At 38.0% G+C, this 26,120-nt stretch carries 26 protein-coding genes and 2 pseudogenes; 21 read left to right on the forward strand and 7 right to left on the reverse strand.

Going from position 1 to position 26,120, the window contains the following annotated elements; translation table 11 throughout:
• Nucleotides 1-166: 166 nt before the first annotated feature.
• From ACPC57_RS00265 to ACPC57_RS00285, 5 genes and pseudogenes are all read left to right on the forward strand, one after another.
• A complete protein-coding gene (locus tag ACPC57_RS00265; protein ID WP_024392595.1) occupies nucleotides 167-487 on the forward strand; it encodes an ArsR/SmtB family transcription factor in 321 nt (106 codons plus the stop codon).
• A gap of 59 nt (nucleotides 488-546) precedes the next feature.
• Complete coding sequence (locus ACPC57_RS00270; RefSeq protein ID WP_434066063.1) at nucleotides 547-1,542, forward strand: permease; 996 nt, start codon at nucleotides 547-549, stop codon at nucleotides 1,540-1,542.
• A 12-nt stretch (nucleotides 1,543-1,554) separates the two neighbouring features.
• Entirely contained in the window at nucleotides 1,555-1,827 is a 273-nt protein-coding gene (locus ACPC57_RS00275) for a thioredoxin family protein (RefSeq protein ID WP_217374255.1), read from the forward strand.
• Entirely contained in the window at nucleotides 1,820-2,233 is a 414-nt protein-coding gene (locus ACPC57_RS00280; RefSeq protein ID WP_172036821.1) for an arsenate reductase ArsC, read from the forward strand. Before ACPC57_RS00275 ends, ACPC57_RS00280 begins: the two co-directional genes overlap by 8 nt.
• Nucleotides 2,234-2,916: 683 nt before the next feature.
• Nucleotides 2,917-3,231 (forward strand): annotated as a pseudogene (locus tag ACPC57_RS00285) (protein kinase domain-containing protein); the annotation flags it as partial.
• A gap of 505 nt (nucleotides 3,232-3,736) precedes the next feature.
• On the opposite strand, the gene rpmG reads toward ACPC57_RS00285, so the two are convergent.
• The 3 genes and pseudogenes from rpmG to ACPC57_RS00300 all read right to left on the reverse strand — a co-directional run bounded on the left by rpmG (nucleotide 3,737) and on the right by ACPC57_RS00300 (nucleotide 5,213).
• Nucleotides 3,737-3,886, reverse strand: coding sequence for a 50S ribosomal protein L33 (gene rpmG / locus ACPC57_RS00290; RefSeq protein WP_002262412.1), 150 nt, complete (start codon nucleotides 3,884-3,886; stop codon nucleotides 3,737-3,739).
• Between the two features lie 15 nt (nucleotides 3,887-3,901).
• Nucleotides 3,902-4,084: a 50S ribosomal protein L32 gene (gene rpmF / locus ACPC57_RS00295; protein WP_002937589.1), complete on the reverse strand. Its 183-nt coding sequence runs from the start codon at nucleotides 4,082-4,084 to the stop codon at nucleotides 3,902-3,904.
• A gap of 189 nt (nucleotides 4,085-4,273) precedes the next feature.
• Nucleotides 4,274-5,213 (reverse strand): annotated as a pseudogene (locus tag ACPC57_RS00300) (IS30 family transposase).
• 364 nt (nucleotides 5,214-5,577) lie between these two features.
• Here ACPC57_RS00300 and ACPC57_RS00305 point away from each other — a divergent pair.
• The 8 genes from ACPC57_RS00305 (at nucleotide 5,578) to brpA (ending at nucleotide 15,146) form a co-directional block, all read left to right on the forward strand.
• Entirely contained in the window at nucleotides 5,578-6,279 is a 702-nt protein-coding gene (locus ACPC57_RS00305; protein WP_434065593.1) for a hypothetical protein, read from the forward strand.
• Nucleotides 6,280-6,391: 112 nt separating this feature from the next.
• A complete protein-coding gene (gene hisS, locus ACPC57_RS00310; RefSeq protein WP_130555351.1) occupies nucleotides 6,392-7,675 on the forward strand; it encodes a histidine--tRNA ligase in 1,284 nt (427 codons plus the stop codon).
• Nucleotides 7,676-7,878: 203 nt separating this feature from the next.
• On the forward strand, nucleotides 7,879-10,530 hold the full coding sequence (adhE, locus tag ACPC57_RS00315; RefSeq protein WP_434066064.1) for a bifunctional acetaldehyde-CoA/alcohol dehydrogenase: 2,652 nt from the start codon (nucleotides 7,879-7,881) through the stop codon (nucleotides 10,528-10,530).
• Nucleotides 10,531-10,875: 345 nt separating this feature from the next.
• A complete protein-coding gene (locus ACPC57_RS00320; RefSeq protein WP_024392607.1) occupies nucleotides 10,876-11,241 on the forward strand; it encodes an Asp23/Gls24 family envelope stress response protein in 366 nt (121 codons plus the stop codon).
• 2 nt (nucleotides 11,242-11,243) lie between these two features.
• On the forward strand, nucleotides 11,244-12,908 hold the full coding sequence (locus ACPC57_RS00325; RefSeq protein WP_434066065.1) for a DAK2 domain-containing protein: 1,665 nt from the start codon (nucleotides 11,244-11,246) through the stop codon (nucleotides 12,906-12,908).
• Nucleotides 12,909-13,013: 105 nt separating this feature from the next.
• Complete coding sequence (gene tsaE / locus ACPC57_RS00330) at nucleotides 13,014-13,454, forward strand: tRNA (adenosine(37)-N6)-threonylcarbamoyltransferase complex ATPase subunit type 1 TsaE (RefSeq protein ID WP_277844571.1); 441 nt, start codon at nucleotides 13,014-13,016, stop codon at nucleotides 13,452-13,454.
• The gene (locus ACPC57_RS00335; protein ID WP_434066066.1) at nucleotides 13,447-13,974 is read left to right on the forward strand and encodes an N-acetyltransferase family protein; all 528 of its coding nucleotides are present in this window, start codon (nucleotides 13,447-13,449) and stop codon (nucleotides 13,972-13,974) included. Before tsaE ends, ACPC57_RS00335 begins: the two co-directional genes overlap by 8 nt.
• Nucleotides 13,971-15,146 (forward strand): biofilm formation/cell division transcriptional regulator BrpA, encoded by a 1,176-nt coding sequence (brpA, locus tag ACPC57_RS00340; protein WP_313095029.1) that lies wholly within the window; start codon nucleotides 13,971-13,973, stop codon nucleotides 15,144-15,146. The genes ACPC57_RS00335 and brpA overlap by 4 nt, the downstream gene beginning before the upstream one ends.
• A gap of 141 nt (nucleotides 15,147-15,287) precedes the next feature.
• On the opposite strand, the gene ACPC57_RS00345 is transcribed toward brpA, so the two are convergent.
• Nucleotides 15,288-15,590 (reverse strand): chemotaxis protein, encoded by a 303-nt coding sequence (locus ACPC57_RS00345; RefSeq protein WP_130555356.1) that lies wholly within the window; start codon nucleotides 15,588-15,590, stop codon nucleotides 15,288-15,290.
• A gap of 1 nt (nucleotide 15,591) precedes the next feature.
• Entirely contained in the window at nucleotides 15,592-16,005 is a 414-nt protein-coding gene (locus tag ACPC57_RS00350) for an HIT family protein (RefSeq protein WP_130555357.1), read from the reverse strand.
• A gap of 62 nt (nucleotides 16,006-16,067) precedes the next feature.
• Between ACPC57_RS00350 and ACPC57_RS00355 the strand changes: the two genes are divergently transcribed.
• The 7 genes from ACPC57_RS00355 (at nucleotide 16,068) to ACPC57_RS00385 (ending at nucleotide 22,107) form a co-directional block, all read left to right on the forward strand.
• Entirely contained in the window at nucleotides 16,068-16,802 is a 735-nt protein-coding gene (locus ACPC57_RS00355; protein ID WP_434066067.1) for an ABC transporter ATP-binding protein, read from the forward strand.
• Nucleotides 16,799-17,839: an ABC transporter permease gene (locus ACPC57_RS00360; protein WP_434066068.1), complete on the forward strand. Its 1,041-nt coding sequence runs from the start codon at nucleotides 16,799-16,801 to the stop codon at nucleotides 17,837-17,839. Before ACPC57_RS00355 ends, ACPC57_RS00360 begins: the two co-directional genes overlap by 4 nt.
• Before the next feature lie 49 nt (nucleotides 17,840-17,888).
• Nucleotides 17,889-18,683, forward strand: a complete 795-nt coding sequence (gene ccrZ, locus ACPC57_RS00365; protein WP_217374244.1) for a cell cycle regulator CcrZ — start codon at nucleotides 17,889-17,891, stop codon at nucleotides 18,681-18,683.
• Complete coding sequence (gene trmB / locus ACPC57_RS00370) at nucleotides 18,680-19,318, forward strand: tRNA (guanosine(46)-N7)-methyltransferase TrmB (RefSeq protein WP_171989646.1); 639 nt, start codon at nucleotides 18,680-18,682, stop codon at nucleotides 19,316-19,318. Before ccrZ ends, trmB begins: the two co-directional genes overlap by 4 nt.
• A 202-nt stretch (nucleotides 19,319-19,520) precedes the next feature.
• Nucleotides 19,521-19,709 carry a 50S ribosomal protein L28 gene (rpmB, locus tag ACPC57_RS00375; protein ID WP_001140948.1) on the forward strand — a complete coding sequence of 63 codons (189 nt, stop codon included), beginning with the start codon at nucleotides 19,521-19,523 and terminating at the stop codon, nucleotides 19,707-19,709.
• 303 nt (nucleotides 19,710-20,012) lie between these two features.
• Nucleotides 20,013-20,867: a helix-turn-helix domain-containing protein gene (locus ACPC57_RS00380; protein WP_217374243.1), complete on the forward strand. Its 855-nt coding sequence runs from the start codon at nucleotides 20,013-20,015 to the stop codon at nucleotides 20,865-20,867.
• A gap of 109 nt (nucleotides 20,868-20,976) precedes the next feature.
• A complete protein-coding gene (locus tag ACPC57_RS00385; protein WP_217374242.1) occupies nucleotides 20,977-22,107 on the forward strand; it encodes an ABC transporter ATP-binding protein in 1,131 nt (376 codons plus the stop codon).
• Between the two features lie 60 nt (nucleotides 22,108-22,167).
• Here the strand turns inward: ACPC57_RS00385 and ACPC57_RS00390 are convergent, their stop codons facing one another.
• Complete coding sequence (locus ACPC57_RS00390; protein WP_434066069.1) at nucleotides 22,168-22,755, reverse strand: cadmium resistance transporter; 588 nt, start codon at nucleotides 22,753-22,755, stop codon at nucleotides 22,168-22,170.
• Nucleotides 22,756-23,012: 257 nt separating this feature from the next.
• Nucleotides 23,013-23,972, reverse strand: a complete 960-nt coding sequence (locus ACPC57_RS00395; protein WP_434065605.1) for an aromatic acid exporter family protein — start codon at nucleotides 23,970-23,972, stop codon at nucleotides 23,013-23,015.
• Between the two features lie 154 nt (nucleotides 23,973-24,126).
• On the opposite strand from ACPC57_RS00395, the gene ACPC57_RS00400 reads away from it, so the two are divergent.
• Entirely contained in the window at nucleotides 24,127-26,118 is a 1,992-nt protein-coding gene (locus tag ACPC57_RS00400; protein WP_434065606.1) for a KUP/HAK/KT family potassium transporter, read from the forward strand.
• Nucleotides 26,119-26,120: the final 2 nt, after the last annotated feature.

Raw genomic sequence — 26,120 nt, forward strand, 5'->3', positions numbered from 1 at the left:
CCGTTCCTTAATAAATTTTATTTTTAAAAATGCACATAGTTTGAAATTAACTATATGCATTTTTATATGGCTCAATAAAAGTGCTATAATTAATTGACAATAATTTGAAATTGTTTTATACTTACTGAAAAGATAAATCAAAATATTTTGATATGAGGTGAGTAATATTAAAGATTTTTCAACGGATGCTCAATTGTTTAAAGCTCTGGCAGATGAGAAACGCTTGCTAATCCTAGATTATTTAAAAAAAGGTGAAACCTGTGCTTGTGTACTTATTGAGAAATTGGGGATTGCTCAGTCGGCCCTATCTTATCATATGAAAATTTTATGTCAGTCAGGGATTGTTGTTAGTCGTCAAGAAGGGAAATGGAGACACTATAGCCTGAGTTATCAAGGGCGTAATTATGCCCTGAGTCGTCTTGGTCAACTAACGAATTTTGAGGTTGAAACTATAGGACAATGTCATTGTAATCGGAAGTCATCATAGAATGGCTTTTGATTTAACAAAACATATCAATGATTTTTGATATAAAAAGGAGTATGATCATGTGGAGGTTTATTCAAGAACAAATTCTTGGAATGAAATGGTTAAATGAAGGTGTTGGAAAGTTATTGTCGCTGATTGGGATTGATATGACGACTCGACTTGGAGGAGCTTTTCAGTTTTTCTTTTACGATGTTATCAAAATTACCATTTTACTATGTGTCTTAATTTTTTCTATATCCTATATTCAAAGTTATTTCCCACCTGAAAGAAGTCGTAAGATTCTAAGTCGGTTTGATGGTATTTCTGCCAATATTGTATCAGCTCTATTGGGGACTGTTACTCCATTTTGTTCCTGTTCTTCCATTCCACTATTTATGGGTTTTACCAGTGCAGGACTACCCGTTGGTGTGACTTTCTCGTTTTTAATTTCCTCTCCGATGGTTGACCTTGGTAGTTTGATTCTTCTGATGAGTATTTTTGGGAGTAAGGTTGCTTTTATTTACGTGCTATTTGGCTTAGTAATTGCAGTTTTGGGTGGTACTTTTATTGAGAAACTAGGTATGGAAAAATATGTTGAAGATTTTGTGAAAAATGCCCATGTGCCTTTTTTAGAAGAGGAGAATTTAACATTTCGAGATAGGGTTAATTTTGCTAAGGAACAAGTTTCTGAAACATTTAAAAAAGTTTTTCCTTATATTCTAATAGGGGTAGGAATAGGGGCTTTTATTCATAACTGGATACCGGAGAATTGGGTGACTAGCACTCTGGGAAATAGGAATCCATTCGGGGTTATCATAGCAACCTTTATTGGAATACCTATGTATGCAGATATTTTTGGGTCAATTCCTGTAGCAGAAGCCTTGTTGGAAAAGGGAGCGCAATTGGGAACGGTATTAGCCTTTATGATGGCGGTTACCACTCTCAGCCTACCTTCCCTAATCATGTTAAAGAGAGCTATAAAGCCACAACTTTTAGCAGTATTCATTGCGATCTGCACTTTTGGAATTATCCTAGCAGGTTATTTATTTAATCTATTGCAAACAATTATTCTTTAGGAGGAAATATAGATGTCACACGTTTTATCAAACCAGATTGTGTTTAAGGTTCTAGGTTCTGGGTGCAAGAAATGTAATTTATTAGAGGAACATGTTCAACAGGCCTGTATTGATGAAGGGATAGATGTCACAATCGAACATGAAAGGGATTTTTCTAAGATGGCTGCATATGGTGTTATGTCTACTCCTGCTTTGGTATTAAATGAAAAAGTTGTTGCTTCAGGAAAAGTCCTCTCTGTGAATGAAGTTAAAGAGATTATTCAGGAGGAGATTGTTGATGCCTAAGCCTAAAGTAGCCTTTATTTGTGTTCATAATTCTTGTAGAAGTCAAATGGCCGAAGCCTTGGCCAAAAAATATTATTCGGACTATTTTGAAGCTTATTCGGCAGGAACGGAAACAAAACCACAAATCAATCAAGATGCAGTCCGACTAGTAAAAGAAAAGCATCATATCGATATGGAAAGGACACAATATTCTAAGTTACTTGATGAACTACCACCCATTGATATTGTTATAACAATGGGGTGTAACGTGGACTGTCCATATCTACCTTGTCATCATAGAGAAGATTGGGGTTTAGATGATCCGACTGGAAAAGCTGACAGTGAATTCTTAAGTGTTATGGCACTAATAGAAGAAAAATTGTTTGAACTTTCAAAGTCAAAGGTTTTAAGTGATATTGATAAGTGATTAGAAATTTGTTGTGTAAAGTAGAAGTAGTGATCGTTAGCATTACTAATGTACTAATGTATTGAATGCCCCTTGAATCAATCTTCTTTACTAACAAAGTTATATCTCTTAATGACCTTAAATTCTACCTTATCTAAACACCCTTATGCACAAATCAATCTAAAACTCTTATCAGTTAAATTTCAGAAAGCAAATAAAGATGAGTTCCGTCACTCATCTTTTTCTACTCTTTTGTTAACGTAACCTCATCTCCTGTATCCTTCTTTACAAGGTCTGGAAGTGTAATTGAGTTTTCGGTTGCAGAATATTCAAATTCGTTACTTGTATTGATATTGTAAATAGATTATTAAATGTTTCGGAATTAAAAAATAGTGGTTTTATTATTGATAGAGATTTCGGTGAAATATTTGATAATTGCAAAGAATTTCTTATGGAATATAGAGGAAGTTCTATACCAACAGATATGGGACAAGTTGAAGTTAAATACGAACTACAATATTTTTTATTGGAGATATTATTAATAAAAAAAGTGGACTGTTGAATCCAGTTTTAAATTGTTCCCTATTGGTGAAGGTTCGTATACTCAGATCTTTAAATGCTTTGATGATTTTTATGATAAATATTTTGCTGTGAAAAGAGCTAAGACAGATTTGGACGCTAAAGAATAGGAGAGATTTTATAAAGAGTATGAAGTTATGAAATCTATAAATTCTCCGTATGTATTAGAAGTTTATCGCCTAGATAAAAACAAAAATGAATACTATATAGAGTTCGCAGATTTTTCGTTGTGTGATTATATTTTGAAGAATAATCAGAAACTAAGCTTTATTGCACGTAGAAAAATCTGTTTACAAATAATTAGGGCTTTTGATGTGTTTGACAGAATTGGGCTTTTACATAAAGACATTAGCCCTAAAAATGTTTTACTCAAAAAATATCTAGAAGAGGTTGTCGTAAAAATTGCTGACTTTGGATTAGTTAAAACAGTTGATAGTTAATTAACATCATTAAAAACAGAAGTTCGTGGCTATTTTGATGATGCATCTGGTTTAAGTACAGAAGGATTTAAAAATTACAGCAAGCAATACGAATACTATGCCCTCTCAAAATTAATTTACTTTGTGTTGACTGGAAGATTTAAGAATATGAATAGATTCGATTTCCCCAAATTAAAGGAATTTATGGAAAAGGGATTGCACGCGAATCATAATTATAGATATAAAACAATTGGAGAGTTGAAAAATGCGTTCTTAGAAATACAAGAAGAATGGAAATTTTAACTGAGGATATTTCATGCTGAAAGAGCAATAATAAAAAGGAACACCTCATTCGAAGTGTTCCTTTCATTATCTGCATGTTCTACATAAGATTGAACAGGCTATGATAGATTTAGCAGAAATAATTATTTGATTTATTATAATCAGTTAAAATTCAGTTATTTTGCTAAAATCAAAAGATAAAAGCCTTTGAAACGTTGTTTTCAAGGGCTTTCTGTATATTGTCTTATTTTACTTCAGTAAAAATCACGTGTTTACGCAATTTTGGTGAGTATTTTTTCAATTGAAGACGGTCTGGAGTGTTACGTTTGTTTTTTGAAGTAAGGTACAAGCGTTCACCAGATTCTTTGTGTTCAAGTGTAATATTTACGCGCATGGTATCTCCCTTCTATTATTCAGCTGAAGCAGCCTTAGCGATTTTACGTCCTTTGTAGTATCCTTTCAAAGATACACGGTGTGAACGTGAGTAATCTCCAGTAGTTTCATCAAATTTCACAGTTGGAGCTGCTACTTTATAGTGAGTACGACGTTTGTTTTTCTTCGCTTTTGAAGTGCGACGTGCAGGTACTGCCATTTCTATTTTCCTCCATTAAAATACGAGAGCAAAGCCCTCTTCAAATTTAAAAGTTATAGTATGACTTTCGTCAACTTTAACAGTATATCAAAACTTCTTTGTAAAGTAAAGTTACTTGACAGATATTTTTAAAAATTTTATTCACCTAAATTCCCACCTAAAGAAAGTTTCCCAAATTTCAAGTTGAAATTAGCCACACATAAGAAATTCACTCGGCGACTTGTAGTCAAAGCATTTTTTAGGGTAATAGTTCATCCGATTTTCGATAAAAGTGACTTCTCTCGAGGTCGTTTTCTTGGTTCCTTTTGGTAGCCATCTCCGAATCAATCGATTGTGATTTTCAATCGTTCCCCTCTACCATGAAGAGTAGGGATGCGCATAGTAGATATACTCCTCAGGAAACACTTCAGCCAGACGACAAAATTCTGTACCATTAACAGAATACGATGTTCCCTCAAGATTCCCTCCAGTGCCTGATTGACTGATTCAGTGGTTTTGTTAGGTATCAAATGGATGATTTGGTGTCTACTCCGACGGTCGGTTAAGACTAACAGGCATGATTTTTCACCTTAGTTAATAGAACCGTATCAATTTCATAATACCCATTTTCCAAGCGAAGATTGATAACGTCAGGACGTTATTCGATAGATTTGCCTGTTGGTTTAAAGTTAGGACTAGCTTGCTTTTTGATTGCTTTCTTTTTTCTAGGATAAAGCATATCCGCTTTTTTCAATCCTAAATGACCATGATGAACCGAACAGTAAATAGTTGAACTCCCAACAGCCAGCTGTTTCTTCTTCACCATCATTTCGGGAGAAAACTTTTGCTTAGTATAGTGTAAAATCTACTCTTTGATTTCTTTGGTTAGAATTAATTTTTTCACCGACCTCTTTCGATCGGTGTGGCAAACAGTTTGTGCATAGTCAGCAGAATAGACTTTTTTGTACAGCCCTTTTCGCACTTGTAGTAAGGTTGTACCACGATTGATCTCGTTATTAATGGTCTGAGGAGCCTTTCCAAGTAAACCAGCAATTTCACGATTGGACATATTTTCATTTTTTCATCGTTCAATCAGGCGACGGTTATCCATTGTCAAATGTTTGCCTTTTGGTGTATAATGTTTTTGCATCTCTGTGCCCTTCCTTGTGTTTGTGGTGAACAACAAGTATAGCACAGAGATATTTTCTTTTACCTTAACATCGATTTCCTTTGACAACAGGAACCCTTGAACCTGTTTTGGTAGCTAAACCAAGGCTACTATTAGCCTTTGCCACTTAGCCTAACAGCTTCAAGCCTGTTATCAAATGAAATTACCGGCTTACTCAAAGATAGTGAAACAAATATTTTTGAACAAGGCGAGGTGGCTAACTCATTATAGAACTTTTACTAAAGAAAGTTTGCTATAATATTCAAAAAGAAACAAAATTCACTTGACGGCATTTATATAATAGTTATAGGACGAGTTCCAATTATTCAATATGAAGGAGAACTGTATGAAAACAGTTGGGAAGTTTTTTGCGAAAAAGTTGGCTAGCCTCTTGGTCTTGTTGCTAGTTTTAGGTATAGGGATCTTCTGGTTTAGAAATAGTATTCTAGCATGGTTCCAAGGGACCCACAAGGTTCAATATGAGTTTGTCATTAAGAAGTTTGAAGCGGAAAGCAAGCTGGTTGTGGCAGGTGCCGAGGTGGATACAACTGCCAACCATACTTTTGATAATAATAATCTGCAAGAATGGCCAGACTGGACAGAACCGATTACCAAGCTCTTTGTAGGACGTGAAATGTCTGTTGATATTCCTGTGCAGACGGAGTTCAAGTTGGTCTTGGAAGGGATTAGTCAGTCAGATGTCCAGATTCAAAACAATAATTTAACCTTCAAGAAACCTGTTCTTGTCGAAGTTGATTCTCAGCAACATGGAGAAATTAAAATCAGCAACAATAGCAATGGTCTGCTGGACAAGGCAGTCGATGTCTTCACTTCTGGACTAAAGGCCCAGGAATTTCTAAATGAAAAATCCCAAGAAGCCATTTACAAGACAAGTGAGAAAGTATTGAATGACGCGGAACGCCAAGAAAAAGTAGCGGCCTTTGCTGAAACAGCCTTAGAAAACCTCCTCAATCTCAATTCAGAAGAAAAACTTGAGGTTGAAATCGAAGTGGCCGACTTGAATTTCCAGATTGTAGACAAGAAATAGGTTTTAAACAAGGTCGTGTCAGTAGGCACGGCTTTTTGTTTGCTCTGCCATTTCCAAAAAAGCCCAAAATATGATAAAATAAGGGGCAATATTTAGAGAAATGAGAAAGCCCATGAAACTACAAAAACCAAAAGGGACGCAAGATTTACTTCCACAGGACTCTGCCAAATGGCAATATGTAGAAAATTTCGCGCGTTCTATTTTTAAACAGTATAATTTTTCGGAAATTCGCACACCTATCTTTGAACATTACGAAGTAATCAGTCGCTCTGTTGGCGATACCACAGATATTGTGACCAAGGAAATGTACGATTTTTACGATAAGGGAGAACGTCATATTACTCTTCGTCCAGAAGGCACAGCGCCAGTTGTTCGTTCATACGTAGAAAATAAACTCTTTGCCCCAGAAGTGCAAAAACCGGCAAAATTTTACTATATGGGGCCCATGTTCCGATATGAGCGTCCTCAGGCAGGTCGTTTGCGTCAGTTCCATCAGATTGGTGTAGAGTGCTTCGGCTCAAATAATCCAGCAACAGATGTAGAAATTATTGCCATGGCTTATCATTTCTTTGAAGAGTTGGGGATTAAAGATGTTCGTTTGCATCTCAATAGTTTGGGGAATCCAGAAAGTCGCGCAGCCTATCGCCAAGCCTTGATTGACTATCTGACACCGCTCAAGGATCAACTGTCTAAAGATAGCCAGCGCCGTTTGGAAGAAAATCCTCTCCGCGTGTTAGACTCAAAAGAAAAAGAAGACAAGGTTGCTGTAGAAAATGCACCATCCATCTTGGACTATCTGGATCAGGAAAGTACAGCTCACTTTGAAGCAGTCAAGTCTATGCTAGACAAACTTGGCATTTCATATGAAATCGACACGAATATGGTACGTGGTCTAGACTACTATAACCATACTATTTTTGAATTCATGACCGAAGTAGGTGGCAGTGACTTGACCATCTGTGCTGGCGGTCGTTATGATGGATTGGTTAGCTATTTTGGTGGTCCAGAAACACCAGCCTTCGGCTTTGGCATGGGGATTGAACGTCTGATTCTCGTACTTGAAAAGCAAAGTATTGAGCTTCCGATTGATACCCAAATAGATGTTTACATAGCTGTTTTGGGTCAGGAGGCCAATGGCGGAGCGCTTGAGTTGGTTCAAGCCATCCGCAAGCAAGGGTTCCGAGCAGAGCGAGACTACCTTGACCGCAAGCTCAAAGCCCAGTTTAAGTCAGCAGATGTATTTGGAGCCAAGACAATCATTACCTTAGGTGGTAGCGAAATCGAATCAGGTCAAGTCGTGGTGAAAAATAACCAGACTCGAAAAGAGGTTGAAACAAGTCTTGAAATAGTTAAAACAGAATTTGCTAGTATTTTAGAAAAACTAAGTGAAAATTAGTGTTGTATCCTATGATAGTGTATTGATGAGCCATCTTTATAAGAAGATGGTTTATCAAAAACGAAAAATGAAAGCGCTTTATTCGGATTTTTCGAAAAAATTGTGAAAAAATTAACAAAAACACTTTACAAAATCAAAAAGTTGTTGTATTATAAACATGTGAAAAAAGTAACAAACGTCTGTTTTATAAATGGAGGACTAAAATGGCTGAACAAAAAGTAGTATCACCTGAAGAAAAATTGGTGGCAGCTCAAAAACATGTTGACGAACTTGTTCAAAAAGGTTTGGTAGCCTTGGATGAGTTTCGCAAATTGAACCAAGAACAAGTTGACTACATCGTTGCGAAAGCATCCGTAGCAGCGCTTGATGCTCACGGTATCTTAGCAGCACACGCTGTAGAAGAAACAGGTCGCGGTGTCTTTGAAGACAAAGCTACAAAAAACTTGTTTGCGTGTGAACACGTTGTAAATCACATGCGCGGTTTAAAAACAGTTGGTATTATCGAAGATGATCCTATTACTGGTTTGACAAAAATTGCAGAACCTGTCGGTGTTATCTGTGGTGTTACTCCAACAACTAACCCAACTTCAACAGCTATTTTCAAATCACTTATCGCACTTAAAACTCGTAACCCAATCGTATTTGGTTTCCACCCATCTGCACAAGAATCTTCTGCACATGCAGCACGTATCGTTTATGAAGCTGCTGTAAAAGCAGGTGCCCCTGAAAACTGTATCCAATGGATTACTGAGCCATCTATTGCTGCTACAAATGCCCTCATGAACCACGATGGTATCTCAACTATCTTGGCAACAGGTGGTAACGCAATGGTACGTGCAGCGTATTCATGTGGTAAACCAGCTCTTGGTGTTGGTGCAGGTAACGTTCCAGCATATATCGAAAAATCTGCAGATATTCGTCAAGCAGCTCACGATATCGTTATGTCTAAATCATTTGACAACGGTATGGTATGTGCTTCTGAGCAAGCAGTCATCATCGATAAAGAAATTTATGATGAATTCGTTGAAGAATTTAAGTCATACAAAACTTACTTTGTTAACAAAGAAGAAAAAGCACTCCTTGAAGAGTACTGCTTCGGTGTAAAAGCAAATAGCAAAAACTGTGCAGAAGGTAAATTGAATGCTGATATCGTTGGTAAACCTGCTGCATGGATTGCGGAACAAGCAGGCTTCAAAGTTCCAGAAGGAACAAACATCTTGGCTGCTGAATGTGCTGAAGTTGGACCAAATGAGCCTCTTACACGTGAAAAACTTTCTCCAGTAATTGCTGTATTGAAAGCTGAAGACGTAGAAGATGGCATTAAAAAAGCTCGTCAAATGGTAGAGTTCAACGGTCTTGGACACTCTGCTGCAATCCATACTAAAGATGAAGAACTTGCAAAACGTTTCGGTACTGAAATGAAAGCAATGCGTATTATCTGGAACTCACCTTCTACTTTCGGTGGTATCGGTGACGTTTATAATGCATTTATTCCATCATTAACACTCGGATGTGGTTCATATGGACGTAACTCAGTTGGTGATAACGTATCTGCTATCAACCTTCTTAACATCAAGAAAGTAGGGAAACGTAGAAATAATATGCAATGGTTTAAAGTTCCTTCAAAAATTTACTTCGAACGTAACTCTATTCAATACCTTCAAACAGCAGAAGGCCTTGAACGTGTTATGATCGTAACAGACAAATCAATCGAACGTCTTGGTTTTGTTCAACGTGTCATCGATCAATTGAATGCTCGCTCAAATCAAGTGACTATTCAAGTCTTCTCAGATGTTGAACCAGATCCAGATATTACAACAGTTGAACGCGGTGCTGAAGTAATGCGTGCATTCCAACCGGATACAATTATTGCGCTCGGTGGTGGTTCACCAATGGATGCTGCTAAAGTAATGTGGCTCTTCTATGAACAACCAGAAATCGACTTCCGTGACCTTGTTCAGAAATTCATGGATATCCGTAAACGTGCCTTCAAATTCCCATCATTGGGTCAAAAAGCTAAATACATCGGTATCCCAACTACATCTGGTACAGGTTCAGAAGTAACACCGTTTGCCGTTATTTCTGATAAGAAAAATAACCGCAAATACCCACTCGCTGACTACTCATTGACACCAACAATTGCAATCGTAGACCCAGCATTGGTAGAGTCAGTTCCAGCCTTCATCGCAGCTGATACTGGTATGGATGTATTGACTCATGCGACAGAAGCATACACTTCTAACTTTGCGAACGACTACACTGATGGTATTGCCCTTCAAACTATTAAGTTGGTATTCCAATACCTTGAAAAATCTGTCTTGACTGGTGATCCAGAAGCACGTGAAAAAATCCACAATGCTTCTACAATGGCTGGTATGGCTTTTGCAAATGCCTTCTTGGGTATGAGCCACTCTATGGCCCATAAGATTGGTGGTCGCTTCCACACAGTTCATGGACGTACAAACGCAATCTTGTTGCCATACGTTATCCGTTACAATGGTACTCGTCCGTCTAAGACAACTACATGGCCTAAGTACAACTACTGGAAAGCGGATGAAAAATTCCAAGACATCGCTCGTATGTTAGGTTTGCCACATTCTACTCCAGAAGAAGCTGTTGCAGCTTATGCTGAAGCAGTTTACGAATTGGGTGAAAAAGTTGGTATCAAGATGAACTTTAAAGATCAAGGTATTGACGAACAAGAATGGAAGAAATACACTCATGAATTGGCTCTTCTAGCATATGAAGACCAATGTTCACCTGCTAACCCACGCTTGCCAATGGTAGCAGATATGGAAGAAATCATGAATGACGCTTACTACGGTTACAAAGAACGTCCGGGTCGGATTAAATAATATCTTTCCTTATTCGTGCAATAATTTTTGAAAGTACCTTCTCGGAGATAATTAGATTTGCCAACTAAAACTGGCTGATAGGATTGAGGTTGCTAAGTTGATTCTTAGCTACCTCAATTTTTTTGAAAAAGAACTCAATTTTGTAAAAGCTGAGAGAAATATACATCAAAAGTGCAGATGAAAAAGATAGACTGTTAGAAAGCATGGGGGTTGCTACCCATTCTTTCAGATATAGAAGAATCATACTTCAGAACACAAGAAGATATCAGATGTCACAAGCTTGTTTTTTACAGAATACTGAAAATATGGTAAAATGGAGTGATAAAACTATTTGAGGTAAGGAATATGACTGTTAAGATCAATACAAAAGACGGCCAAATAGAATTGACTGATGACGTGATTGCCACAGTTGTCGGCGGTGCTACGACTGAAATTTTTGGTGTTGTTGGGATGGCTAGTAAATCTGCGATTAAGGACAATTTTCAGGCTCTTTTGAGAAAAGAAAACTATTCCAAAGGTGTAGTTATCAAGACTTTAGAAGATGGTCGTATTGCAGTCGATGTTTATACTGTGATGAGTTATGGTGTAAAAATAAGTGAAGTATCTCGCAATATCCAAGAACGCGTGAAGTTTAACTTGGAGAGTCAATTGGGTATCTCTGTTGATGCCGTTAATGTTTTTATCCAAAATATTAAAGTCGTAGGAGAATAATTGTGTCTAAAATTACTACTAGTTTATTTCAAGGAATGGTGCAGGCTGCATCAACTCGTCTGAATAAACAAGCTGAATATGTCAACTCACTAAACGTATTCCCTGTACCAGATGGGGATACAGGTACCAATATGGGGATGACCATTGCAAATGGTGCTAAGGAAGTTGCGGATAAGCCTGCTTCTACAGTAGGTGAAGCTGCACAAATTTTGTCCAAAGGATTGCTAATGGGAGCGCGCGGGAACTCTGGTGTTATTACATCTCAGTTATTCCGTGGTTTCGGTCAATCTGTTAAGGGTAAGGTTGAATTGGATGGTAAGGATTTAGCACAGGCTTTTCAACATGGTGTAGAGGTAGCTTATAAAGCCGTTATGAAACCTGTTGAGGGTACTATTCTTACTGTATCTCGTGGTGCCGCAACTGCAGCGCTCAAAAAAGCTGAAGAAACAGATGATGCAATCGAAGTTATGCGTGCAACACTGGATGGTGCTAATCGCGCCCTAAAGAAAACACCTGATATGCTTCCAGTCTTGAAAGAGGTTGGAGTTGTCGATTCAGGCGGTCAAGGACTTGTATATATTTATGAAGGTTTCTTGTCAGCTCTTACAGGTGAGTACATTGCTTCTGAAGAATTTGAGGCGACTCCAGCAGTTATGTCAGAGATGATAAATGCAGAACACCACATGTCTGTAGCTGGTCACGTTGCAACGGAAGATATTACTTATGGTTATTGTACAGAAATCATGGTAGCTCTACGCCAAGGTCCTACTTATGTTAAAGAATTTGACTATGAAGAATTCCGTAATTATCTCAATGATCTGGGGGATTCTCTCCTAGTTGTCAACGATGATGACATTGTAAAAGTACACGTTCACACGGAAGATCCTGGTTTGGTAATGCAGGCTGGTCTTCAATATGGTAGCTTGGTTAAAGTTAAAGTGGATAATATGCGTGAGCAACATGAAGCGCAAGTTGAGAAAGAGGGTTCTTTACAAAAACCAGCTGAGCAAAAAGAATATGCTATTATTGCTGTAGCAGCTGGGGAAGGGTTAACTGAGATTTTCAAATCACAAGGTGTTGACTATGTGATTTCTGGAGGTCAAACCATGAACCCGTCCACAGAAGACTTTTTGAAAGCTATTGATTTGGTCAATGCGCGTAATGTAATTTTACTACCGAACAACAAAAATATTTTAATGGCAGCTCAGTCTGCGGCTGAAGCGACGGAAGTTGCTGTAAAAGTAGTAGAAACTAAGACCCTTCCACAAGGTTTTACAAGTTTGTTGGCATTTGATCCTAGTCGTGATTTGGACAGTAACGCACAAGCCATGACAGCCTCACTAGCTAATGTGAAAAGTGGTAGCATTACGACAGCTGTTCGTGATACAACAATTGATGGCCTTGAAATTCATGAAAATGATAATCTTGGTATGGTTGATGGAAAAATTGTTGTATCTAATCCAGATATGATGGAGACCCTTGAATCAACATTTGAAAGAATGCTTGATGAAGATAGTGAAATTGTTATTATCTATCTTGGCGAAGAAGGTGACAAAGAATTAGCTCAAGCCGTAGCTGAAAAATTAGAAGAACAATTTGAAGACCTTGAAGTTGAAATCCACCAAGGAGATCAGCCAGTCTACCCATATCTGTTCAGTGTTGAATAAAAATGTATCGTGAGTATGTGATCATACTCACGATTTTTTCGCTTTCGTTTGGGATTTTCTGGTCTGCTTATGACAAACAAATTGGCCTATGGTATAATGGAATGTATGTTAAGTCGAAATGAAAATGAATTGATTTCAATTGGTGAAAACCTCGGTAGTGTTTGTCAAGCGGGGCAAGTGATACTGTTATCTGGAAATCTTGGTGCTGGAAAAACAACATTGGTAAAAGGTATTGCGAAGGGTCTTGGCATTGAGCAAATGATTAAAAGTCCAACCTATACGATTGTACGCGAATATGAAGGACGTCTACCATTATTTCATTTAGATGTTTATCGAATTGGAGATGATCCTGACTCTATTGATTTGGATGATTTTCTTTTTGGTGACGGAATTACTGTCATCGAATGGGGAGAGTTATTGGATTTATCTTTGTTCGATGATTATCTAAGAATCTATATTGAAAAGGTTGAAGAAGGTCGCTCTCTTTCTTTTGAATCCTTTGGAAGACAAAGCCAAAGTTTACTTGCGGAGATTCCAAATGCGTAGAAAAGAGATTGAATTTTGTGAAGCAGATCCCAGTGATGCGCAGGCGTTTATCCATTTTATGCAGCAAGTAGCCTCAGAAACAGATTTCTTGGTCATGGACGAAACTGGTTTTGCATATCATCAAGAGCAGATGAAAACGATTTTTGCGGCTGGGGTTGAAAATCCTAGGGAAATCCATTTGCTGGCAAAACTAGAGAATGAGGTTGTCGGTGCAATAACTGTTAAGTCTTCTAAACAATTTCGAATTAGCCATATTGGAAATATCTTTATTGCAGTTAAGAAAGAATATTGGGGTTATGGAATTGGCACTATACTCTTAGAAGAAGTTTTGCATTGGGTACGGGAAATTGGTTTGCTGAGCCGATTAGAGTTGACAGTCCAAGTTCGCAATCAAGCTGCAGTACATCTTTATAAAAAATTAGGATTTCAAATAGAAGGAACTCAATATAGAGGAGCTAGAACTGATCAAGGTGAATGGCTAGATCTCTATTATATGGGTATGTTGATTGGTGATCTATGAAAATTTGGAAAAAAATAGTCTTGATGTCCTTGTCGATTTTCTTGTTGACAGTGGTAGCCGCTGGAGTTTACGGCAATAGTTTATTGGGCTTTTCGCTCGGGGAAATCTCAAAAACATTTAAATCTTTGGATGATAATGATGATTCGATTCAACCAATTGATGCGACAGAACCATTAACCATCTTGTTGATGGGGGTTGATATGGACCAGGCTTCTCGCGGGGGTCAGTGGGACGGTGGTCGAAGTGACTCGATGATACTTGTTACCTTAAATCCCACGACGAAAACAACTACTATGATGAGTCTGACGAGAGATATCATGGTTGAAATTGCAGAGCCAGATGGGACATCCAGTGGGACAATTGAAAAACTAAATCATTCCTATAGCTATGGACAAGCTCCGATGGCAATTGCGACGATTGAAAAAATGATGGATATTACCATTGATCGCTATGTTGAGATTAATATGGATGGGCTAGTTGAATTGGTTGACGCACTTGGGGGGATTGAGGTAAATAATACTTTGGGATTCCCAATCTCAATTTCGGAACATGAACCAGCTTATACTGCAGTTGTTCCGGAAGGAAAATCATTAGTAAATGGTAATCAAGCATTGGTTTATTCCCGAATGCGTTATGATGACCCTGAAGGTGATATAGGTCGGCAAAGACGGCAACGAGAAGTGATTACCGCTATCGTAAAGAAGTTGTTAAATTTAGATGGATTAACACAATACAAAAAAATTCTGACAGCTATTTCAAATAATATGCGGACAAATATTGAAATTAACACCTCAACTATCCCTTCTCTATTGGGGTATAAAGATGCTTTATCTAATTTGGAACCGTATCAATTGCAGGGTGAGGAACAGATGATTAACGAACTCAGCTATCAATTGCCTACTAGTGAGCATCTGTTGGAAATGCAAAATGTTTTGAAAGCATCGACCGGGCAACCAACTGCTACTGATTTAGTGACAAATGTTCAAGTGAATGAAAGTATGATGTACCTTCCAAGTCCAGTTAATGTATATAATGCATATACAAATGAATTGGTGCTTGAAGCAAGTCCCTGGGCCCAAACGTCAACTGAAGATTCGACCACATATGATACGACAGCAGAGATGAATTTAGAAACCACTGCTACAGATACCTATAGTTCAGAAGGGGAATAAGCTCAAATAATATCGTTAAAGAAATCGGGCAAAACTCACTATCATTTAAATTTGCATAACGAAAATAGCTTTGAATTACGTTATCAAAAACGTTGATTCAAAGCTATTTTTGGGTATTAAAACTTTTTACCCAGCTTTCTATTATTTTTGGGGGTGTTTTGAAGCGTATTTTTCTTGGATGGTTTGGATCTCTTGTAAGTTGCCTGCTATACTTTGTTGGTAGATGCGTGTTTTATACTGGAGATCAGCTGTTAATTCTTGCAAAGGTTTTTGAAAACTTTGGATAATGGCTAGTTGATGTTGGATATTTGATTTGCTGGTCTGAATATCAGTCAAGAGTTGTTGTATTTCCTTGACTTCTTTTGAAATTTTTTCTCGGTTGGTAATAGCAAGAAAGGTTGCACTGGCAGCACCTACAGCCACTATAATATTGCTAAGTTTCATCTTATTCTCCTAAATATAGGCTTTGCGCTAGCTGGGCTAATGCTGGGAAATCAGGTTCGTTGGTCTTGAAATGGATTTCCAGCCCGTCTTCTTTATCGTATCGTGGTAAGAGATGGATATGGGTATGAAAGACAGTCTGACCAGCCACTTCTTCGTTATTATTGACAATATTTAGGCCTTTAGCACCGAGTGTCTCCTTCAAATGACTGGAGATAGTAGGAATCACTGAAAAGAGTGTAGCTGCTGCTTCTGCGTCCATATCAAGCATATTGCGGTAATGTTTCTTAGGAACAACTAAAGTGTGTCCTTTGGTGACTTGGGTGATATCTAAAAAGGCAAGGATATGATCATCTTCATAGACTTTAGAAGCTGGGATTTCTCCAGCAATAATTTTACAAAAAATACAATCTGACATAATGACAACCTCTTTTTAGAATTTTTGATATAATAATTATATCAAATTATAGGAAGAAATGTATGTTAGAAGTAAAAAATATAACAGGAGGCTACATCAATATTCCCGTAGTGAAAGATGTATCTTTCACTGTTGAGAGCGGTCAGTTAGTTGGCTTAATTGGATTGAATGGTGCAGGGAAATCAACGACGATAAAGGAAATTATTGGCCTTTTGACTCCTTATCAGGGAGAAATTTTAATTGATGGGAAAAGTCTTGTACAGGATGCAGATAATTATCGGAAGAAAATTGGATTTATCCCTGAAACACCTAGCTTGTATGAGGAATTGACGCTTAAGGAACATTTAGAGGTAGTAGCTTTAGCCTATGATTTGACTTGGGATCAAGCCTGGAGTCGAGTTCAGGGGTTGTTAACGGTTTTTCGGTTGGGTGAAAAATTGGACTGGTTCCCTGTTCATTTTTCTAAGGGAATGAAACAGAAAGTTATGATAATCTGTGCTTTCATGGTGGAACCGAGTTTGTTGATTGTTGACGAGCCGTTTTTAGGGCTGGATCCTATAGCGATTTCGGACTTAGTAAACCTATTAGAAGAGGAGAAAGCTAAAGGAACTTCAATTCTGATGTCTACTCATGTTCTTGACTCGGCCGAGAAAATGTGTGATTCTTTTGTTATCTTACATCAAGGTCAGGTTCGGGCAACTGGGAATTTAGAGGAATTGCAACATGCCTTTAACATGAAAGGTGCAAGTCTCAACGAAATTTATCTGGCGTTGACACAAGAAGGAGTGGCCAGATGAAGGCAATGTTTCAACAACGCAGAAGGGACTTCCTAACTAAATGTTCCAAGTATTTGCGCTATGTATTGAATGACCATTTTGTGTTAGTGCTGATGGTATTTATCGGATTTTTAAGCTTGCAATATCGGCAATTACTACTGAATTTTCCTGAAAACTCCCTGCCAATCTACTTGCTGCTTTTAGTGGTCAGTTTGTTGGTGTTATTTTCTGGGAAAATTGCCACTTATTTGGAAGAGGCAGATGAGATTTTCCTTTTACCAAAGGAAAAAGAAGTTCTACAAATTATCCATGTAGCAGCTAGACGGACTTATATCCTCTGGTCTGGAATTCAGGTGCTGGTACAAATGTTATTGGTTCCTATTTACTTAATACTGGGTTTAGCTGTTTGGATGATTGTTTGCTATATCCTTTTGCTGTTGGTGCTAAAATACATTCTAGTCAAGCACCAAATGGCACAATATCAGTCGCAGGGAGTGTTGGATTGGTCCAAAGCCATTCAGGATGAACAGAAGAGAAAACAGTCAATTTTGCGTTTCTTTGCCCTGTTTACCACGGTGAAAGGAATTAGTGTACCTGTTAAACCGAGAACCTATCTAAATGGGATATTGCGCCTTGTGCATGATCAACAAACGTGGTTTTATCTGTACCTACGTGCTTTTATGAGGGCAGGGGATTACTTAGCTTTAGCATTGCGCTTGTTTTTGTTAGCCATCTTATCATTGGTTGCGATTGATGAATCATGGTTGTCAATTGGCTTGGTCCTCATTTTTCATTATTTACTCTTGTTCCAGTTGCTAGGGCTCTTCAGGCATTATGATTATCAATATTTGACTCAGTTATATCCGTTGGGAAAAGATGAAAAAAGGCGTGGTTTCCAAAAAGTTCTGCGTATTGTACTTTACGGACTTTTAGGAATCGAAGTGAGTTTTGCTCTGCTATTTTCTAAAGAGAGTATAATGGTGGTGCTATTGCTGTTGGTTGGGATTTTTTTGCACGAGGGATATTTACCAGCCAAATTAAAAAAATTGATTGACTAAATAGCTGAAAACTAGTAAAATAGTAAGGAATTTTTCAAGGAGGAATGGCATGCAGTTTGATACCAGTGGGCTACAATTACAGTCTATTGCAGGGAATAGTGGCAAGGCGTTCAAAGGCCAACGGTCAGACGGAACGCCAGTGTTTGTGAAGTATGAAATGCCTCCTATTGTTTCAGTTTTGGCACGGGAACAAATTACCCCACCGATTTTATCAGCAAATCGTGAGGCAGGTATGGGGCATAGGGTTGAGCAGGAGTGGCTGAATGGTAGGACGTTAGAACGTCAAGATATGGGAAGTAAACAGGTGCGTCAGATTCTGGTGCGCATGCACTATTCTCGTATTTTGTTGAATCAGGCTCTTCAGATGAATTATACTTATATGGAGCCACAGGATTTGGTACATCGTTGGCGAAAAGAAGCGCCAGCTCGATTGGCACAAAACACATATTTGCAATCGATTTGTCAAGATTTGTTAAATCATTTGCCTAATTTCCGTCAAGAAGTAGCTACTTTTGTCCATGGTGACTTACATCATACAAATTGGGTAGAAACAACGAGTGGATTAGTATACTTGACTGACTGGGAAACAGCTTGTTTGACGGACCGTATGTTAGATGTGGCATATCTGTTAACGCATTATATTCCGCGTCATGAGTGGAAAGAATGGCTTCAAGCATATGGGTACAAATACAATCAAACCGTACTCAGTAAGATATATTGGTATGGTCAGCTTGGGTATTTAAACCAAATTGTGAAGCATGTTGAAAGCTACAACGTGCCGGCGGCAAACAAAGAAATATATGCTCTGCGTCAATTTCGTCAGAGTTTCAAGAAAGATATATGAGAGTTAGAAATCGAAAGGGAGCTAGTGAGCTCTTAGCAACCAATCCTCAGTTTGTTATTTCCAATCCGGAAGAATGTAAGGGGAAGTGGGCAGAAATTTTTGGGAATCATAACCCTATTCATATTGAAGTCGGGTCTGGAAAAGGTCGTTTTGTGACAGGAATGGCTGCACAAAATCCAAATGTGAACTATATTGGGATTGATATTCAGATGACCGTTCTAAGCTATGCCTTGGATCGAGTTCTGGAAGCAGATTTACCGAATATAAAGTTATTGCAAGTAGACGGTTCAAGTTTGACAAATTATTTTGCGCCAGCAGAGATTGATAGATTGTACTTAAATTTCTCTGATCCATGGCCGAAAAAACGTCACGAGAAACGTCGCTTGACCTATAAGACATTTTTGGACACCTATAAAGAAATCCTACCGGAACGCGGTGAAATTCATTTTAAAACGGATAACCGTGGACTGTTTGAATATAGCTTAGCTAGCTTTTCACAGTACGGTATGGTATTGAAGCAGGTTTGGTTAGACTTACATGCGGACGGCCTAGAAGGCAATATTATGACTGAGTATGAGGAAAAATTCTCAAATAAAGGTAAGGTCATTTACCGAGTTGAAGCTATATTTCAATAATCTGTTGTTTTAGAGTTGTCTTTAAATCTAGAAGTCTTATTGATTTTCAATAAAGTACTAGCTGATAAAAAGTCAATGTTGCCAGTAGCCAGGGTAAAATATTAAAAAAAATCCTTGCCAACCACTCTATTTTTTGGTAGACTAGTATGGTATGTGGTGCTAGCACATCCGTAATATTTGATCAAATGAGGAGGAATATACAATGGCTAAAGTATGTTATTTTACTGGTCGTAAGACTGTATCTGGTAACAACCGTTCACACGCAATGAACCAAACTAAACGCGCAGTTAAACCAAATCTTCAAAAAGTTACTGTTTTGATTGATGGTAAACCTAAAAAAGTTTGGGCATCAGCTCGTGCACTTAAATCAGGTAAAGTTGAACGTGTATAATGTTAAAGAGCCGTAAGGCTTTTTTTTTTATTTCGTTTATCATGTTTTGACATAAGGAGATATAGGTTGAATCTTGACGTTGTGTTGCTTTTGAAGGATAATAGAGTTATATTCAATGAGAATCGAAAGTAGAAATAATGGCTTGTTGCCAATCGTTTTTTTTAATGGTTAATGGTAGGGTTCTTTGCCGATTCCATTCATCAAAGAAGCTTGGCAATGGTGCATTTTGATTTTTAAAGAGTTGGAATGGTGATGGAAAGTATGGGGAGCAATCCTTATCCAAAACAATAGAGAGGAAGTGCAATGGATAGAGACAGTGTTTTAGCCTTTTTCCCACAGGGGAGATGGAACGAAAGAAACGCAAATGGAGATGATATTACCATTGATGTGCCAGGAATGGGCTATTTTTCTTTTGATAGGATGACATTGACTGAAAGGGAGAAACTGTTGATTGAGCTATTGCAGAATCAAGCAAACACATACGCTCGTTCTCCTTGGCAATCCTATTTTGAGAATGACGGCATTCGACCAACAAACTTTAGCCTATTGCAAGTTCTTCATGTACATATTTGGTCATCAATTGATCAGGAGGGGCAAACGGCTTGGTTGGATATGATGAAGCAACTATTACCAAATCTTCAAGCAAGCTATTCTCCGGAGTCCAACCATCATATTTTTATTTTAGACCAATCGACCTTGTTGGACGTTCGAGAAATTTTAGGGGACACGCTCGCCACTATGGAGTTTGATTTTGGACTTCGTATGACTATTTTTCTTGGTCAGTTGTGGCCTGAATGGCTAGAGTCACAGTGGCCACTGTTAATTCAAGCTGAGCAAGATTTGTTTAGAAAGTGGTGTGCTGGTCATCAACAATCCTTCCTCTTGACATTTAGCTATCTGTATTTGTGGAGCGGACAGTCTTACCTTCAGCTACAATCAGGATTGAGGCAGTTGATTTCAAACCAACAGATGGAAGCGATCATTGAGGCTCTTTGGGAAGAAGGGGCAGTGTTAACAAAAGCAGCTCAGAAACTCTATATACACCGAAACACTTTGCAATATCGGCTTGATAAATGGCAGGAGATGACAGGTCTTCAATTGAAAGATTTAAATGATTTAGCTATTTGCCATCAGGCTATCTTGGGAATGAGTATTTAATCTTTTGTGCAAGTTGTACAAAAGGTTTTTTTCTTTTTGTGCAACTTGACCTAGATTTTAAAAACGCTTTCATTTACAATAAAGCTATCAAAGAAAGTGAGGCTTGAACATGGTTCATCTTAATTTAAAAAACATTTATAAAAAATATCCAAATAGCGAACACTACTCAGTTGAAAACTTTAACTTAGATATAAAAGATAAAGAGTTCATCGTTTTTGTAGGTCCTTCAGGCTGTGGTAAATCAACTACTCTTCGTATGATTGCTGGTTTGGAAGATATCACAAAAGGTGAAGCATACATCGACGGCGTATTGATGAACGACGTTGCTCCAAAAGACCGTAACATCGCTATGGTATTCCAAAACTATGCGCTTTATCCACATATGACTGTATTTGACAACATGGCTTTTGGTCTTAAATTGCGTAAATACAGCAAGGATGAAATCAAAAAACGTGTTGAAGAAGCAGCGCAAATCCTTGGCTTGACTGAATTCTTGCAACGCAAGCCTGCAGACCTTTCTGGTGGTCAACGTCAACGTGTTGCCATGGGTCGTGCTATCGTCCGTGATGCTAAAGTATTCTTGATGGACGAACCATTGTCAAACTTGGACGCGAAACTTCGTGTATCCATGCGAACTGAGATTGCTAAAATTCACCGCCGCATTGGTGCAACAACTATTTACGTAACGCACGACCAAACAGAAGCGATGACATTGGCAGACCGTATCGTAATCATGTCTGCAACGAAGAACGAAGCAGGTACAGGTACAATCGGTCGTATTGAACAAATCGGTAGCCCTGAAGAACTTTACAACCATCCAGTTAACAAGTTTGTTGCTAGCTTCATCGGTAGTCCTTCTATGAACTTCTTTACAGTTACTCTTCAAGATGGTGTCCTTATCGGAGATGGTTTCAAACTAGGTCTTCCAGAAGGTCGTCGCAAACACTTGGAAGAAAAAGGCTACAATGGTAAGTCATTTACATTGGGTATCCGCCCAGAAGACATTAAAGCTTCTCAATTGGAATTAGATACTTATCCATCATCTATCGTAGAAGCTGAAGTTGTAGTATCTGAACTTCTTGGTGCAGAAACAATGTTGTATTCTAAAGTTGGAAATACAGAATTTGTATCTCGTGTGGATGCGCGTGATTACCACAAACCAGGTGAAAAAGTTCGTCTTACTTTCAACCTCAACAAAGCACATTTCTTTAATGATGAAACAGACCAATCAATCGTTTAAGCATGATTGATGGCATCAAAATACCCCGTCACTGACGGGGTATTTTTTGAATAAGACCACTTAATGAAAAAATGCGAGTAAATAATTTAGCGTGCCGAATTCGATCAAAATATAGACTCCTAAGAGAACAAACACTAATGGTAGAATGATACGCTCGTATTTTTCAAGAAATTCAGAGATAGGAGAGAGACTGCCAAAAGCATCTGCGATGAAGCAAATAACGGTTGTCCCCAACAAAATGATGATAGCTGTTACGATAAATTCTGGCATTGTTAAGGTGGTGAAATAGGGCGAGAAAATTCCTAAATTATCAGCGCCAGATGCTAATGAAAGGAGTAAAACTGATAGGACTCCTATTGTTTTGTCTGAGATTTGAACCTCTTCTTCCGATTCAAATAGAATGCGAACTCCCAAAAAAATCGGGAAGATTCCAAGTAAGCCAATCATCCACTCAGAAGGTAGTAAATTGGCGAATTGACTGATGATAAAGCTAGATACTATCAAGATAAAAGATGCAAGTAATTGCCCCAGATAGATGTGTTGTTTATCACCTCTATTTTTAGTTTTTGAAAAGAGGAGTATTAAAAGAAGCAAGTAGTCAATACTTGTTGAAATACTAAGAATAATTGCAGATATAAATAATATCATGGTTCCTCCGATTTAAAATTGTTGGCTGAATTTACCTTAAAATCTGTATTCACAAGTAGAGTGCTTTTATGCAATAGCTATTTAATCGCAATAAAGGCAACTTATTGAGAAATTACTGACTGTATTTTGTAAAAATATGAGTAGGTGAAAACAAGTCTTAGATTGAGGTGTTAAATGGTCAATCTAGGTTCTAAACACAGAGGCACATTAATTTTGATAAGTAAAAGTAAAACATAGCAGATCTTTCAATGATTAGGTCATTTATTTTCTGAATAAGCTTGGTAAAAATCGACTTTGAGTTGGATAAAATGCTCCATATCGTGCAGGAGTTGGAAAAGGGTAGCTCTGGTTTCAAACTCTTCTCGAGTTTGAGGTAGAGGTCGCTCTCTGAAGGTTGCATGGAATAATTCAATATCCAATAACAATTCTTTTGCTGAATTCTCTTCGCTGAGTTGTTGGGCTGTTCGCTCAAAGAGGCTGGCTAGGATGATGTTCTCTCGGGTTTCCAGTAAACACTTATTGATATTGGTTGCCATGGTCCGTAATATTTTGTTTTGTGCAGCCCGCATTTCAAAATAATGGACTTGATAATTTGTTTGTTGAAAGACTTGGTTGTGGCGTTCTAAATAGACAATCTTTAGTGCATCGTCCAGCATGTGATCGAGTTCGTTGATGAGGGTTGCATCATTCCTACCGTCCCCTTCGATTAAAAACTGTTCAAAGCGTAGGAGAATCTGTTTCAACTTGTCTTCAACTCTTTCGTGATATTCCTCAATCATGCGTTCTTGAGAAGGCATATAGAGATTTGAAATTAAGGCTGTCAAGGCTCCAATCAGAAACAAGCCCATCTCATTGCTCAAGAGGGAAATGGATAGGTTTTCCTCAAGCATTAAGTGAGTGACCAGGACTGTAGCGGGTGCGATTCCTGCCTCCCACCGAAAATGGTAAGCAAGAGGAACATAGAAGACTAAGTAGACACCTAAAGTCCAAATCCCGAAACCTAGCAAGTAAAAAGTTATCGTTGCGATAGATAAGGCAAGTAGAGTGGAATAGAAGCGATTAAGAGCCATTTTATAACTGGATTTTCGAGTATCCAAAATACTTAAAATTGCAATAATTCCGGCAGAAGTTGCGTATGATAATCCCAGCCAATCTGCCAGATAAATTGACAGAACAGTTGCTAGAATAAGTTTTATTGTTCTGTGTAAGAGAGGCATATTCGACTTCTTTCTAATTGATAAAAATATTGTAACATAAAGTAAAACGTTAGTGAAAAAATTCGAGTTATTAAAAAGTTTTCATTTTTAAAATGAGATGTTGCTATTTTGTTCTATCGGTGCTATACTGTGGTGATGTAAGGAGAAGTGAAAAATGACTGAGAAAGATAGTTTAAGCTTTGAACGTGGTAGTAAGGCTGGTTTTCTTATTGCTCTCGGGGTGGTTTATGGAGATATTGGTACAAGTCCACTTTATACCATGCAAGCTCTTGTTAGAGGCCAAGGAGGAATTGGGGCTGTTAATAAGGAATTTATTCTGGGTTCTATCTCCTTAATTATTTGGACTTTAACTATAATTACGACAATTAAGTATGTATTGATTGCGTTGAAGGCGGATAATGATCATGAGGGGGGGATTTTTTCCTTATATACCCTTGTTAGAAAAAGAGCCAAATGGCTCATCATTCCTGCTATGATTGGTGGCTCAACTTTGCTAGCAGATGGGGCGTTGACGCCAGCTGTAACAGTCACTTCTGCTATAGAAGGTTTACGAAGTGTTCCGTTGTTGGAAACCTTTTATCAAGATGAATCAATCGTTATTGCAACGAGTTTAGCGATTTTGACAGTATTGTTTAGTATTCAACGATTTGGAACAGGCTTTGTTGGTAATGTATTTGGTCCAGTCATGTTTATCTGGTTCTTATTTTTAGGACTTGTCGGTTTAACAAATACTATCACTTATCCAGAAGTTTTTAAGGCATTCAATCCTCTTTATGCGATTTCCTTATTGATGAGTCCTGAAAATAAGGAAGGTATTTTCATACTGGGTTCGGTATTTCTTGCTACTACCGGTGCGGAGGCGCTTTATTCAGATTTGGGGCATGTTGGTAGGGGAAATATTTATGTTAGTTGGCCATTTGTAAAAGTATCCATTTTGCTATCTTACTTCGGACAAGGTGCATGGATTTTGTCACATCAAACAGAGGCAATTACTTTAAACCCATTTTTCGCGAGTGTTCCCCAAGGATTAAGCATGATTGCTGTGATTTTAGCAACTCTTGCTGCAATCATTGCATCACAAGCGCTCATTTCAGGCTCTTTTACACTCGTTTCAGAAGCAATGCGCTTAAAATTGTTCCCTAGATTACGTATTACTTATCCTGGTGCTAGTTTAGGTCAGTTATATATTCCAAGGTTAAATTGGCTTCTTTGGATGACGACCTCCACAATTGTTCTCTATTTTAAGAGTGCAGAAAAAATGGAAGCAGCTTATGGTTTGGCGATTACTGTGACCATGTTAATGACTTCTATTCTATTGACTGAGTTTGTGATACAATCGGGCATCAAACCCTGGCAAGCCTATCTGGGTCTGGCATTCTTTTTATTGATAGAGGGAATGTTCTTCTTATCATCGGTCATTAAATTTGTCCATGGTGGTTATGTGGTTGTTATTATCTCTCTATTCATTTTATTTGTCATGTTTGTTTGGCATAAAAGCAATCAAATATTATCTCATTATACAAAATTGCTCCCATTGTCTAAGTATATGGGGCAATTACAAGCCTTATCTCAAGACAAAAGTATCCCCCTTTATGCAAGTAATTTGGTTTATCTCAGTAGGCATCTACAGGGACATTTCATCGATCACTCGATTCTCTACTCAATTTTGGAGAAAAAACCAAAGCGGGCTAATCAATACTGGTTTGTGCGTGTTCATGTAACAGACCAACCCTACACAAAAGAGTACTCAGTTGACACCCTGGATACAAACTTCTTGATTAAGGTAGATCTTTATTTAGGGTTTAGAATGAGACAGGACGTCTCTCGATACTTAAGAACCATTGTGGGTGACTTAATGAAACAGGGAAGAATACTCAAACAGAAACAGGTATATAGTTTACAAGATGAGAAAGAAATTGGAGATTTTCGTTTTGTTATCATAGAAGAGACCATGGCCAATTCATCTGAATTGAATACATTTGATCGATTTATTCTGGGGATGAGAGCATTCATTAAACGTTATACAGCTTCTCCTGCCCGCTGGTTTGGTTTACAATTCTCAGAAGTAACTGTAGAGCGGATTCCCATTATTTTGTCAGATGTTCGACCGTTGCCGATTGAAGAAAGAAAGCAAAAAGTTCTCTGAAA

Source organism: Streptococcus sp. VTCC 12886 (assembly GCF_049893425.1).
Lineage (GTDB): Bacteria > Bacillota > Bacilli > Lactobacillales > Streptococcaceae > Streptococcus > Streptococcus suis_AA.